Below are 13,932 nucleotides of genomic sequence, written 5' to 3'. Positions count from 1 at the left end.
CTCTCTAAAGATTAATCTTACAGATTAGCATACCAAAAGCTTTTTACCGCAATATATGCTGTTTAACTTTCTATTTTCTTCCCATTTTCATATATATAACTTGGTTTATACATCGTTACCAATTCTTCTGCCATCGTTGGATGCACTGCCATCGTCTCATCAAAGATATCCTTCGTCAGCTTACCCTTGAGAGATATCCCTATAAGCTGAGCCATCTCACCAGCATTTTCCCCTAAAATATGAGCGCCCACAACAATACGGCTTTCACCATCAACAATGAGTTTCATAAGCATTTTCTCTGAACTACCAGAAAGAATATTACGCATAGGACGAAAAACTGTACGATAAATTTCAAGACGCTTATAACGCTTTACCGCCTCCTCTTCTGAAAGACCAACCGTTCCAATCTCTGGCTGTGAAAAAACTGCTGTTGTAATTAAATCATAATCAGGTGTTGTTGGAATATTTTCAAATGCTGCCTTAACAAAACACATTGCATCATGAATCGCAACGGGTGTTAATTGAATATGACCTGTTACATCACCAACAGCCCAAATATGGGGGATATTTGTTGTCATTTTCTCATCAACAACAACTGCACCAAATTCATTCACCTTAACACCTGCCCGCTCAAGTCTTAAACCCGTTGTATTTGGTACACGCCCCGTAGCCAACATAATCTGATCGGCTCTGATTATTTTCCCATTTGATAAAACAACTTCATAACAATTTTCTGCAGCCTGCACTTTAGAAATTGTTATGCCATAGAGAATAGAAATCCCTTTTTCAATCATTGCATCGCTGAGCAATTGCCGCAAATCATGATCAAAATTACGAAGGATTAAATCACCACGATGAAGGAGTGTTGTTTTTACACCTAATTCATGAAAAATATTAGCAAATTCAACACCAATATACCCTCCACCAACAATCACTATTGATTTTGGGAGTTGATTAAGGTCAAAAATCTCATTAGAAGTAAGGCAAAATTCACCGCCTTCTATGGACGTATTTGGTGCAAGTTTTGCCCCTGTTGCAATCAAAATTTTTTCTGCACTTACCCGCTCACCCGTGGCAGAAAGCTCTAATGTGTGATCATCTATAAAAGTAGCACGACTTTCATAAATATGCACATTGTTATTTTCTAATCCCTTACGATACAACCCTTCTAACCTTGATATTTCTTTATTTTTAGCTGCAACCAACTTTTCCCAGCTAAAAATTGGATCCGCATATTCCCACCCAAAACCAACACTTTTCTTAAATTCTTTTACATATTGTGATGCATAAACATAAAGTTTTTTGGGAACGCAACCACGAATAACACAAGTGCCCCCTATACGATATTCCTCTGCTATAGCGACCCGCTTGCCAAGACCTCCAGCAAGCCGTGCTGCACGCACTCCACCAGAACCACTTCCAATAACAAATAAATCAAAGTCAAAAGAGCCCACGAATTATTCCTTCTTATACATCTGCAAGAGTAGGCTAAGATCTTTTATTATCAAATGAAAGTCTTTTTTTCTTTTGAAGAAGCCTTTTTTATAAAGCAGTATTCTAAAAAGACTTATTCTCATTAAAATATTTAAAACGGCGGGAAAACCGCCGCTATTAAAAAAATTAGAAATTGCCCATTGTTGTCATGATATCGATCAAGCTATTTTTTATTTTCTGAAGATTCTGATTTTATAGGCATATTTGTAGGCATAGTAGAATTATTCAAATTAAGTGTTTCAGACATCTCTTTTTTCACATTTTCTACAAGATCCCGCATAAGAGCAGTACGCCATATATCAAATGCTGAATAAGAATCACGTGCAATATTGGGGACTTCTGTCAAAAACTTTTTACCGGTATCAGAATTATAAAATGTTGTTATCGCATCAAGCTCTTTTTGAGTAAAATATTTTGCATATACATGAGCAATCTCTTTTTCTAGATCAGAGCGCCTTTTAATTAAAGCAAGCGCCTGCTTATCAACAATATCAGAAATAGCTGTTGCCAAATTCGGATCATCGCTAATCAGTTCATTTTTGAAATCATGGACCGCATTTGGTAAAAAGCTATCAAATTGATCCGTTGCATGAATAGCTCTGATTGCCTTTCGCGCTGAATCTAAATGTTGATCACTCACACCTTGTGCATAAGCCATGCCAACATTCACAACAAAAATAGCAATTGCACTAAAATATACGACAAAACGCTGAAAAGAAAATATTATTTTCATTTAATGATTACCCCGATCGCTAATTATAATTTTAATTCGTTATTCTACCTAAAATCTTTAAGACCCTTTTTTACTGTGCTAACATATCATCATGTAAATGCCTTTTCTAAAAATCAAACGGTTCTAAAACTTTTATTTGACCATCAGCCATAGCGACAATTGCACGTGAAGCCAACCCCAAAAAAAGGCCATGCTCAACAACACCAGGAATAGCAAGAAGTGCATCTGATAATGGTTTTGGTTGCAAAATGCAGCCCCAAAATGCATCAAGAATAAAATGGCCACCATCTGTTTCAAAAGGATTTTTTCCATTCATTCGCAATGCAATTTTTCCAGAAAGCCCTAAATCATCAGCGACTTTTTCAATGGCTCTGCATGTTGTGTGGATACCAAATGGATTAACTTCAATTGGTAGTGCAAAAGCACCAAGTCTTTTTACCACCTTTGTTTCATCCGCAATGACAAGCATTGCACGAGATGCCGACGCTACAATTTTTTCATACAACAATGCTCCCCCTCCCCCTTTAATGAGCATCATCTCAGGACCAATTTCATCTGCTCCGTCAATATCAAGATCCAGCTCAGGTATTTGTTCTAAAGTGCTAACAGGCACTCCAAACTTATGACAGAGTTGTTCAGAATATTTTGAAGTAGCAACACCAGTCACCCGCAAACCATCCGCAACACGCTCACCTAGAAGACGAATAAATTCATTGACTGTCGAACCAGATCCGATACCAAGCCGCATACCATCTTCAACAAACTCAAGCGCTTTAATAGCTGCCATTTTTTTTAACTGCTGAACATTCATGAATGACTTTGCCTTCTATCCGTATAAGCAGCATTTATCACCCCTATTACCACCGATAATAATGATAATAAAAGATAACCTCTTGACGCAATCTATTTAAATTGACCATCATCTCTTGCTTGAAGAGATGTTACTCGTTATAGAAATATATGATAAGAATAAAATAGAATAATCAACAATTATCTTTTTTATTTCTTTGAGAATATTTGTTAGCATTTTTCTCATTCAATAAGAATTTTTGATTTATTTTGTGCTATCAATAGGATGCACAAAGATGCACATATCAATTTTTTTGAAAAAATTAAAATGATCAGATATAAAAAATCATCCATTTCTAGAAAACTGTAGATTATTATCTCATTTCAATAACGTTGATAAACTTACCAATTTAAATACCGTAAAATATTATGAGAAAAGTCTTCTGTTATTTTTTGTTTTGTCATTATCCAAATGTGAAGCAAAATATGACTGATTATATGTTTTTATGAATGCTGTCTGTGCATATTCCATGGTCTATGAAACCCTAGCGAAGACCAAATAATATCTCCACCTTTGGTCATCATAACGCTTCCTCGTGATAACAATTGTTGAGGTATAAATACTATTTTTGCCTTCTTGTAACAAGTTGGATTATGCATCACAAATGTCTGAATGAGAATATCTGCCTCTACACATTGATCTGTTTCTCTCTGTAAAACGATCACTTTTAATCCATTATCCAATAAAGATGTACATACATGATAATCACAAATAAATTGTCCGTGCAACGAAGGACCATATTTTGTTGGTTTAATCGTTTCATTCACACGAAATGACTTTTTCCATATGGATGTCGTGAACTTAGAAATATGGTAACGATCAATATATAATTTTTTATCATGAATAACGCCCACGAGGCGCATATTATCTGCTATAATCAGTTGTACAGGTGAATGCAATACACAAATAGAAATACCTGCCAAAATAAACAAACTAAAAAAGAGCCGGATGGGTGTTTTGCAAAAAGTCAGTCCAACCAAGCCTATACTCAATAAAACTAACGCTGATAACGGCATAAAACCAGGATTCAAATCAGGAGAAATAGCCTTGATAGCATGTGCAATCTTTATTACAAGATCAACTCCAAAACCCATAATTTGAAGAGGAAGCCATTCGAATCCTCCTAACATTGCAAGAACTGCGATTAATCCAAAGGGAATGACAAAAATTGAGATGACAGGCAAAGCAAAAGCATTACTGATAATGCTCAACGATGCCATATTAGAAAAATGATAAGCAGCATAAATTCCACTTGCACTCCCTGCAACAAAGGAAGAAGCACATGTTGAAAGCATCGATAAGAAAACAAAATTTATCACTCCTCCTCCAACATAAGAGGGAGTTGTTTTTCTTTTAAGAAAAAATGACCTTCCACTCCACCAATCAAAAAAAGCGATCAAAGCAGCAGTCGCAGAAAAAGACATTTGAAAGCTAGGACCTAATATTTCATGGGGTGTCATCGCTAGAGTTATCAACCCTGCAATGGAAAAATTACGCATTGTTATAGCAGAGCGATTACACAATATAGCAACCAACATAACAGCAATCATCACAAAACTTCTTTGCGCTGATATTGCTAAGCCCGACAATAACAAATAAAAAGCTGTTATCATAAAAGCAACGATAGCAGCAAATTTTTTACTGGAATAATAGGAAGAAAAAACTGGAAAAAATGCTAAAAAACTACGGATACTCAAAAGAACTATGCCGCTTAACAACGCCATATGTAAACCTGATATTGATAAAATATGAGCTAATCCAGCTGTACGTAATGCTTCATTTGTCTCATTTGAAATACCAGCACGCTGCCCTGTTATGAGGGCAGCTGCAACACTCCCCTTTTCTCCTTCAAGGGCTATACGGATTCTTTGTGTCATCTTCGTGCGTAAATTTTCAATTTTCTGTAGAATGATAGCGAATATTCCATCAGGCTGCGAAACGGATATTTTTCTTGGTTTTCCTAAATAAACGCCTTGTGCTCCAATTCTTTTAAAATAATTATGAAAACTAAAATCGTAGCCTCCTGGACGCACCGGCCCAGAGAATGCACGAATCTTAACTTTTCCATGCAATCCATCACCAATCGCTAAGCCAGATGGCAAATATCTTGCCGATAAACGAACACGATGAAGACTATGGCGTAATACGGGATTTTCTGTATTCAAAATATCCAAAACTAAACGAAATCCTCCTTTGGCACCTGACTCAATAGAAACAATTCTTCCCGTCAATGTAGTGACAATGTCACTGCTTAGCATGGGTGTTGCAATACGCCACGTTTCTATTTTTGCCGCTAAAGCACCCAATATAATACAAAACAGAAACCCCACGGGAATCGATATTTTTCGATAAAAACGTGCTACATAGAATATTCCCAGAAAAATACTGACCAACGCCCCCAATTGTCCCCAACTCGGTTCCCACTCTAAATGAAAATAGAAAATGATTCCTAGGGCAAAAAAGACTAAAATCAGCGAAAAAAGGATACCAAAAGAAACTTCTTTATTAATACAATCTTCTAACCATTTGCGAAAAAAAATGATTACTTCTTTTAAGAGTGTCAATAAAAAAAGTTTTTGTTGATTATAGCTACTGTTCTTTGCATCATCATACCTAGAAAAAACACTCTGCCCTATCTGACATGGCTTTTTTCTTTCTGTAACAGATTTTTCGGATAAACCCTCTTTACTTTTATAAAACATCAGTCCCCACTTTAACTCGCAATACGGCTATTGCACGCCCCATCACTTATGCTAACATGACTTTTCTATAAAATTCCATAAGTAATATCTTAGTTTAAAGGAAAATATTCGTGTCTGTTATTACTCGTTTTGCCCCTTCACCCACTGGCTTCCTTCACATTGGTGGTGCTCGTACTGCTCTTTTTAATTGGCTTTATGCAAAACATACCGGTGGAAAAATGCTTTTACGAATTGAAGATACAGACCGAGAGCGTTCAACAGAAGCAGCTGTAAAAGCCATTATAGATGGCTTGCACTGGATGGGTCTTAGTTATGATGGCGCCCCTATTTCGCAATTCGAACGTGCAGAACGTCACCGCCAAATCGCTGAACAGTTGGTCAAGAATGGCAAAGCATATTATTGTTATGCTTCACCTGAGGAGTTAGCTGAAATGCGTGAAAAAGCCCGTTCAGAAGGGCGCCCACCACGTTATGATGGACGTTGGCGTGACCGTGATAGTTCTGAAGCTCCTAAAGATGTTAAGCCTGTTATTCGCATCAAAGCCCCTCAAGATGGAGAAACGATTGTACATGATCTTGTTCAAGGTGATGTCCGTTTTCCTAATAAAGATCTCGATGACTTCATTATTTTGCGTTCTGATGGTTCGCCTACCTATATGCATGCTGTTGTCGTTGATGATCATGATATGGGCATCACACATATTATACGTGGTGACGATCATCTTACCAACGCAGCCCGACAAACGATTATCTTTAAAGCAATGGGATGGGACATTCCTGTTATGGCCCATATTCCTCTTATCCATGGTGAAAACGGTGCAAAATTATCAAAGCGACATGGTGCGCTCGGTGTTGATGCCTACCGAACAATGGGATATCTTCCTGCTGCTTTGCGCAATTACCTTGTCCGTTTAGGTTGGAGTCATGGTGATGACGAACTGATGTCCCTTAAAGATATGATTTCTTGGTTTGATATTGAGGATATTAACAAAGGTGCTGCTCGTTTTGATCTCAAAAAGCTCGATTCCATCAACGGACACTATATGCGTATGAGTAATGATCAAGAACTTTTTGATGCCGCTCTTAATATTCTACCAGAAACCGATAGGGGAGCACAAATTATTGAAAGACTTGATGAAAAACGCCGTGTTCAATTTTTAAAAGCAATCCCGCATTTGAAAGAACGTTCAAAAACACTGTGCGAACTGATTGACAATGCCTCCTTCATTTTTACGCAACGACCTTTACAACTTGATGAAAAAGCTCAAATGCTCTTAGATAAAAATGGACGAACCATTTTAAACGATCTTTATCTTGCTCTGAAAGCGTGCCCCTCTTGGGATACAAAAACTCTAGATGAAACACTTCGCTCTTTTGTCCAAACACAGAATCTCAAATTTGGATCTATCGCCCAACCACTTCGCGCAGCTCTTACAGGATGTGCAACATCACCAGGTGTTTTGGATGTTCTTATTTTATTAGGACGCAATGAATCCCTTCATCGCATCAAGGACCAACTTATCACAACAATATACCCATGATGGACACTGAGTATATTTCCTCAAATAAGGGTCTATACAGATATCTCAACGTGCCCTAAAAGAGTTTTTTATGTTATATCATTGAAATACATTTCTTATTGAGTAATAATGATCAATAAGGAAATATTTTTAGATTGCATGTACTCACTTTTAGAGGCAATCTACCCTTAAATAAGTAAGAAAAGCTTCAGTTATACATCCCCCACTCTGATGAAGCAGAGTCTTAATTTTTAGAAGTGAAGGATCTGAAAGGAATACCGAATGTCTGAGAATAACGCATATATTATTGTGAATGATAAAAAAGTAGAGCTTCCCTTGCGTAAAGGCACGAGTGGACCTGAAGTCATTGAAATTGCTTCTCTCTATAAAAAAACCGATATTTTTACTTATGATCCTGGTTTTACTTCAACAGCTTCTTGTGAATCAAAAATTACTTATATCGATGGTGATAAAGGCATATTGCTTTATCGTGGTTATCCTATTGATCAATTGGCTGAAAAAGGAGACTTTCTCGAAAGTTGTTATCTTTTACTTTATGGTGAACTCCCAACACAGCAAGAAAAAAATGAATTTGATCGATGTATTATGCAGCATACCATGGTCCACGAACAATTTGCACGCTTCTTCCATGGCTTCCGTCGTGATTCTCATCCTATGGCCGTCATGGTTGCCTGCCTTGGCGCTATGTCTGCGTTCTATCACGACTCTATTGATATTACAGATCCTCACCAGAGAATGATTGCTTCTGTTCGTCTTATCTCAAAAGTTCCAACGCTTGCTGCTATGGCCTATAAATACAGTATTGGACAAGCATTTGTTTATCCACGTAATGATCTTAGTTATGCTGCAAATTTCCTCCATATGTGTTTTGCTGTTCCTTGTGAAGAATATAAAACAAACCCTGTGCTTGCTCGGGCGATGGATCAAATATTTACCCTTCATGCAGATCATGAACAAAATGCTTCTACATCTACGGTACGTCTTGCTGGATCCTCAGGTGCTAATCCGTTTGCCTGTATTGCAGCAGGTGTTGCATGCCTTTGGGGACCAGCACATGGTGGTGCCAATGAAGCATGCCTAAAAATGCTACAAGAAATAGGTTCTATTAAAAGAATTCCTGAATTTATTGCACGTGCAAAAGATAAAAATGATCCTTTCCGCCTTATGGGCTTTGGGCACCGTGTCTATAAAAATTATGATCCACGTGCAAAAATCATGCAAAAAACCTGTCATGAAGTTTTAAAAGAACTCAACATTCAAGATGACCCTCTTCTTGATATTGCAATAGAGCTTGAAAAAATTGCCTTAAGTGATGAATATTTTATTGAGAAAAAGCTTTATCCCAATGTTGATTTCTATTCCGGCATTACATTAAAAGCTCTAGGTTTTCCAACTGAAATGTTTACTGTCCTTTTTGCATTGGCGCGCAGTGTCGGGTGGGTGGCACAATGGAAAGAAATGATTGAAGACCCTGCACAAAAAATTGGTCGTCCTCGACAACTCTACACTGGCTATGCTATGCGTGACTATGTTCCTATAGATGAACGTGCAAATTAAAAAAAGAAATCAATAAAGCTTCAATTTACTGAAGCTTTATTGAGAGTAATCAAAAAACATCCTTTAAGAATTTTTATAAAACGTGATTTTAAAACTCTTTCTACAGAGATAACATCATCATAAAAATTTACTAAAAAATTCTAAGTTTTAGCTCTGTAAAGAAATTGAGAATACTCTTCTGCGAATTAGCCAAACATTTAGCAAAAAGAAATTGAAAAGTTTACCTTATAATCCTCATTATCTTTAATGAAAATGTATTCCCTATCATTCCCCCATGTTTAAAAGCCTTATTACATATTAAAATCTAGCAATGTCAGAATTTTTCTTTCTATCTTCTTCAGATAAAATTGCAAAAAGCTTACATTAAGTGCTTCTCTAATTAGAATAAAAACACTTTTACATTTTGTTCTGTTAAAAGCTGAAATTTTCTTTGTATTTAAGTTGATAGTTTTTCTTTTAAAGATAAATTATTGATTTTTAAATAAAATTATTAAAAATCACCCTATAATCAATAAGAGGTGACCTTCTTTCCTATATTTTTTATTCCTATACTTGATAAAAAGAATTTATTTTTTTGATAATGATATTCAGCATAATGATAGCAAAATGAACACAGATAAATTTTTTACATTGCTCCAAAAGAGCTTACAGATTATAAAAATTCATGATGGTTTCATATTTGCCAGCTTATCTAATAGGAGAACATAATGAAATTATTAGTAGGAGCTCTTATAATAAGCGCGACACTGTTTACCCTATCGGCCAATTCTCAAACGCTGAAAATTGCAAGCGATGCTTCTTATCCGCCATTTAGTTATATTGACTCAAATAACAAACTGCAAGGGTTTGATATTGATATATCTTATGCGCTTTGTAAAAAAATGAATGTTGAATGTACTATTGTCACACAAGACTTTGAGGGGATGATTCCCGGTCTTCTTGCCAAAAAATATGATGCTATCGTTTCTTCCCTTTCTCCTACAAAAGAGCGCTTACAAAAAATTGATTTTACAGATCCTTACTACAACACAGCACTCGCTGTTATCGTTACCAAAAGTTCGGAAATTAAAGAAATCTCAACACAAGCCTTTAGAGGTAAAAACCTTGGTGTACAATCAAATACAACACAAGCTGCATATGCGGAAGATCATTATGCCTCTGAAGGAGTTAATATCAAACTTTATCCTACAGCAACAGAAGTTAATCGTGATCTTTTAAGCCATCGGCTTGATATCATCATCTTTGATAAATTAAAAGCATTAAATTGGCTTGAAAATGAAGGAAAAGACTGCTGTCACCTCTTGGGAACTCTAGAAGAAACAAATTTTCCTATTGCAATTGCACTCCGTCAAAATAATAATGATCTTAAAAATAGTTTTAATAAAGCAATAGAAGAAATCCGCGCCGATGGAACCTATGAGAAAATTATGAGAAAATATTTTACTTTCGATATCAATTAGATAGCACTATGAATTAAAACTCAATCTGTATATTTAAGGAGTATTTTTTAAATCTTTATTGGACATGCAGATATAATTAGAAATTCGGCTTTTTTATAAGAAAATTTACATTTATCAAAATAACTTTTAATTGCTCCTTGAGAGCTAAACATTTTGTAGAATCTAATGACAACAATAAGGTTGTATTTTTATCGTATCAAAATCTAATTTTTTCTTTATGTTCAAATTTAATAGCCTTATTTTCAAAAAAAATCCGCAGTTTTGACTCATGAAATGATTCAAATCAAATATTTCGTGAAAATTAAGCTATCATACAAGCAATAAGATATTTATTCTTTTTTTATCAATAATGTCCAACATAATGATCTAAAATAAACATCAATAAATTTTTGAATTGCTCCCAAAAAGCTTACAGATTATAAAAACATAATGATTTCATATTGCCCGCTTATCCAATAGGAGAACATCATGAAACTATTAGCTGGAGCTCTTATAATAAGCGCTGCACTATTCACCCAATTGGCTGATGCGAAAACATTAAAAATTGCGAGTGAAGGCACCTATCCTCCCTTTAGTTATATTGACTCAAATAACAAACTGCAAGGATTTGATATTGATATATCTTACGCACTTTGTAAAAAAATGAATATTGAATGTACTATTGTCACACAAGACTTCGAGGGAATGATCCCCGGACTTATTGCAAAAAAATATGATGCTATCATTGCTTCCCTCTCTCTCACACAAGATCGCTTACAAAAAATTGACTTCACAGATCCTTACTACGATACAGCACTGGCTGTTATTGTTACCAAAGCTTCGGGAATTAAAGAAATCTCGACAAAAGATTTTAGAGGTAAAAATCTTGGTGTGCAATCCAATACAACACAAGCTTTCTATGCAGAAGATCATTTTGCCTCTGAAGAGGTGAAAATAAAACTCTATCCTTCCACAATCGAAGTGAATCGTGATCTTTTAAATCATCGACTTGATGTGATTATTGTTGATAAATTACAAGCATTAAATTGGCTTAAAAATGAAGGAAAAGATTGCTGTTCCCTCCTAGGAACTCTAGAAGAAACAAGATTTCCTGTTGCAATTGCAGTCCGTCAAAATAATAATGATCTTAAAAATAAGCTCAATGAGGCGCTAAAAGAAATTCGTTTGGATGGAACTTATGAGAAAATTATGAGAAAATATTTTACAAGTGATGTTTATTAAATATCAATATGATATTTAAATGAAACCCGTTGGTTATTGCTAAAAAATATTATCTAACTCTTTCATGAGGAACACAAGAATGATTGAAAATTTAGCATTGCTATCATTTAGCAATGGGGGATGGGGAGCGGTTATACTTTCCAGTGCAGGAATGACATTGTCATTGGCGTTATGTTGTGGCCTTCTAGGATTTCCTCTAGGACTTCTCAATGCAGTAATGATTCGATCCAATATTAAGATAGCTAAAGCTCTAGCACGTCTCTTTTCAACGGTGTTTCGTGGATTACCAGAGCTTTTAACTCTGTTTTTAGTTTACTACGGATTACAAAGCCTTATTCAAAATTTATTTGACTATTTTAATTTTGAAATCATGTTCAGTATCAATGCTTTTGTTGCTGGTGTTCTTGCTCTTAGTATGGTTCTTGCAGCTTTTTCTTGTGAAGTTTGGCTTGGAGCATTTAATATTTTTGATAAAGGTCAATATGAAGCGGCTAAAGCTTTAGGTCTTTCGCGAACAACCACATTTTTTCGTATTGTCTTTCCTCAGCTCATCCGAAATGCCTTACCAGGACTTTCTAATAATTGGCTTACTTTACTGAAAGATACATCCCTTGTTTCTACAATCGCGCTTGTTGACCTCATGCGACAAACGAATTTAGCTGTCGCTGCTACCAATAAACCCATGCTATTTTATTTTATAGCATGCTTACTCTATTTGTTATTTTCAGCGTTTTTTACTGCAATCTTACGCCATTTGGAAACATACACTCAAATAGGCTATAAAAAGGTGCTAGGTCAATGATTCCTGAGTGGCTTTATTTCCTTTTTAATCCTGATCTTTTAAGCCATTATGGACCAAAATTTATTAATGGCTTTATTATTACTGTTGAGCTTGTTTCTATTTCTTGTTCTCTAGGTCTTTTTTTGGGTATGATTATCGCTTTTGCACGTCTATCAAAGAATACATTTTTACAATATTTTGCAAATGCTTATGTCTATTTTTTCCGCGGCTCTCCTTTATTAGCTCAACTCTTTCTTTTTTATTATGGGCTTGGTTCAATGAACAGTTTTTGGCAACAGGTGGGGCTATGGTGGTTTTTTCAAAACGCGTGGTATTGTTGTCTTTTTATTTTTACACTCAATTCTGCTGCCTACCAATCTGAGATCTTTAAAGGAAGTTTTCTATCCGTAACAACTGGACAACGCGAAGCATCAAAAGCTTTAGGTTTAAGCAACTCTGTCACATTTTTTAGAGTTATTCTTCCACAAGCAATGATTGTAGCATTACGCCCCCTAGGAAATGAGTTGATTTTAATGATTAAATCCAGTGCTGTTGCCTCACTTATTACTGTTTATGATTTAATGGGGGTTGCTAAACTCGCTTATTCACGGACTTTCGATTTTCAAGTTTACGTTTGGGCTGCTCTTATCTATCTCTTTATCGTTGAACTCATTCATCGTTTTATTGTTTTTATCGAGCAGCGCCTCACTCGACATTTACGGTAAATAAAATGATCATAAAAAACTTTACCAAACCAAAATGTTAAATTAATCAAGTTCTTCATCAATGAAAGAATAAAATAAGATGAATTTGAAAAATAATAAATCGATCTCTCCCAGTAAAAAACCAGTGATCTCTATTCGAAATCTAAATAAATGGTATGGAAACTTTCAGGTCCTACATGATATCAACTTTAATGTTCAAGCTGGTGAACATATCGTTATTTGTGGACCATCCGGATCAGGAAAATCAACGTTAATTCGTTGTATTAATCAATTAGAACAAGCACAAAAAGGTTCAATCTGTATCCATAACGTTGATATCCATACTGCACCTATACAACAGCAAAAAAATGTTCTTCGTAAGATAGGAATGGTCTTTCAGAACTTTAATTTATTTCCCCACATGAGCGTTATACAAAATTGTATTTTAGCACCTATGACAGTTCAGGGCCTTTCCAAACAACAAGCAAAAGAACGGGCAATTCGTTACTTAACGCATGTTGGTATTGAAAAACACTGTGAAAAATATCCTTTACAACTTTCTGGTGGGCAACAACAACGTGTTGCGATTGCCCGTGCACTTTGTATGGAACCCGAAGTCATGCTTTTTGATGAACCAACCTCTGCCCTTGATCCAGAAAGTGTGGGAGAAGTTTTGGAAGTGATGGCTCGATTGGCCGATACAGGGATCACAATGCTTTGTGTTACCCATGAAATGGGCTTCGCACGTAAAGTCTCAGAAAGAATACTCTTTCTAGAAAATGGAAAAATTGTTGAAGATACAGCCTCTGAAGAATTTTTTACCAATCCTAAAAGCCAACGTGCTTGTAATTTTCTTGCTAAAATTAAATATTAATCATTAAAATATTGC

General features: G+C 35.6%; 11 protein-coding genes. 7 read left to right on the top strand and 4 right to left on the bottom strand.

What is annotated here, in order from left to right:
• Positions 1 to 62: 62 nt before the first annotated feature.
• From gor to ACFIQE_RS03605, 4 genes are all read right to left on the bottom strand, one after another.
• Positions 63 to 1,454: a glutathione-disulfide reductase gene (gor, locus tag ACFIQE_RS03620; RefSeq protein ID WP_375707271.1), complete on the bottom strand. Its 1,392-nt coding sequence runs from the start codon at positions 1,452 to 1,454 to the stop codon at positions 63 to 65.
• 203 nt (positions 1,455 to 1,657) lie between these two features.
• On the bottom strand, positions 1,658 to 2,227 hold the full coding sequence (locus ACFIQE_RS03615) for a DUF2059 domain-containing protein (RefSeq protein ID WP_375612140.1): 570 nt from the start codon (positions 2,225 to 2,227) through the stop codon (positions 1,658 to 1,660).
• Between the two features lie 106 nt (positions 2,228 to 2,333).
• Entirely contained in the window at positions 2,334 to 3,038 is a 705-nt protein-coding gene (gene rpiA / locus ACFIQE_RS03610; protein ID WP_375612139.1) for a ribose-5-phosphate isomerase RpiA, read from the bottom strand.
• A gap of 482 nt (positions 3,039 to 3,520) precedes the next feature.
• A complete protein-coding gene (locus tag ACFIQE_RS03605) occupies positions 3,521 to 5,779 on the bottom strand; it encodes a ComEC/Rec2 family competence protein (RefSeq protein ID WP_375707270.1) in 2,259 nt (752 codons plus the stop codon).
• A gap of 110 nt (positions 5,780 to 5,889) precedes the next feature.
• On the opposite strand from ACFIQE_RS03605, the gene gltX reads away from it, so the two are divergent.
• The 7 genes from gltX to ACFIQE_RS03570 all read left to right on the top strand — a co-directional run bounded on the left by gltX (position 5,890) and on the right by ACFIQE_RS03570 (position 13,917).
• On the top strand, positions 5,890 to 7,320 hold the full coding sequence (gltX, locus tag ACFIQE_RS03600) for a glutamate--tRNA ligase (RefSeq protein WP_375640925.1): 1,431 nt from the start codon (positions 5,890 to 5,892) through the stop codon (positions 7,318 to 7,320).
• A 261-nt stretch (positions 7,321 to 7,581) separates the two neighbouring features.
• Positions 7,582 to 8,877, top strand: coding sequence for a citrate synthase (gene gltA, locus ACFIQE_RS03595; RefSeq protein WP_375618359.1), 1,296 nt, complete (start codon positions 7,582 to 7,584; stop codon positions 8,875 to 8,877).
• A gap of 707 nt (positions 8,878 to 9,584) precedes the next feature.
• Entirely contained in the window at positions 9,585 to 10,337 is a 753-nt protein-coding gene (locus ACFIQE_RS03590) for a transporter substrate-binding domain-containing protein (RefSeq protein WP_375620791.1), read from the top strand.
• Positions 10,338 to 10,805: 468 nt separating this feature from the next.
• Entirely contained in the window at positions 10,806 to 11,558 is a 753-nt protein-coding gene (locus tag ACFIQE_RS03585) for a transporter substrate-binding domain-containing protein (RefSeq protein WP_375620790.1), read from the top strand.
• Positions 11,559 to 11,637: 79 nt separating this feature from the next.
• Complete coding sequence (locus ACFIQE_RS03580) at positions 11,638 to 12,360, top strand: ABC transporter permease (protein WP_375620789.1); 723 nt, start codon at positions 11,638 to 11,640, stop codon at positions 12,358 to 12,360.
• Positions 12,357 to 13,064, top strand: a complete 708-nt coding sequence (locus ACFIQE_RS03575; protein ID WP_375620788.1) for an ABC transporter permease — start codon at positions 12,357 to 12,359, stop codon at positions 13,062 to 13,064. The genes ACFIQE_RS03580 and ACFIQE_RS03575 overlap by 4 nt, the downstream gene beginning before the upstream one ends.
• A gap of 79 nt (positions 13,065 to 13,143) precedes the next feature.
• Entirely contained in the window at positions 13,144 to 13,917 is a 774-nt protein-coding gene (locus ACFIQE_RS03570) for an amino acid ABC transporter ATP-binding protein (RefSeq protein WP_375620787.1), read from the top strand.
• The last annotated feature ends 15 nt before the right edge of the window (positions 13,918 to 13,932 follow it).

Origin of the sequence: Bartonella sp. AA1HLJMS (genome assembly GCF_042197445.1) — a bacterium.
Taxonomy (GTDB): Bacteria; Pseudomonadota; Alphaproteobacteria; order Rhizobiales; family Rhizobiaceae; genus Bartonella.
The sequence above is the reverse complement of the archived record's forward strand: the minus strand, read 5'-3'. Positions and strand labels throughout refer to the sequence as shown.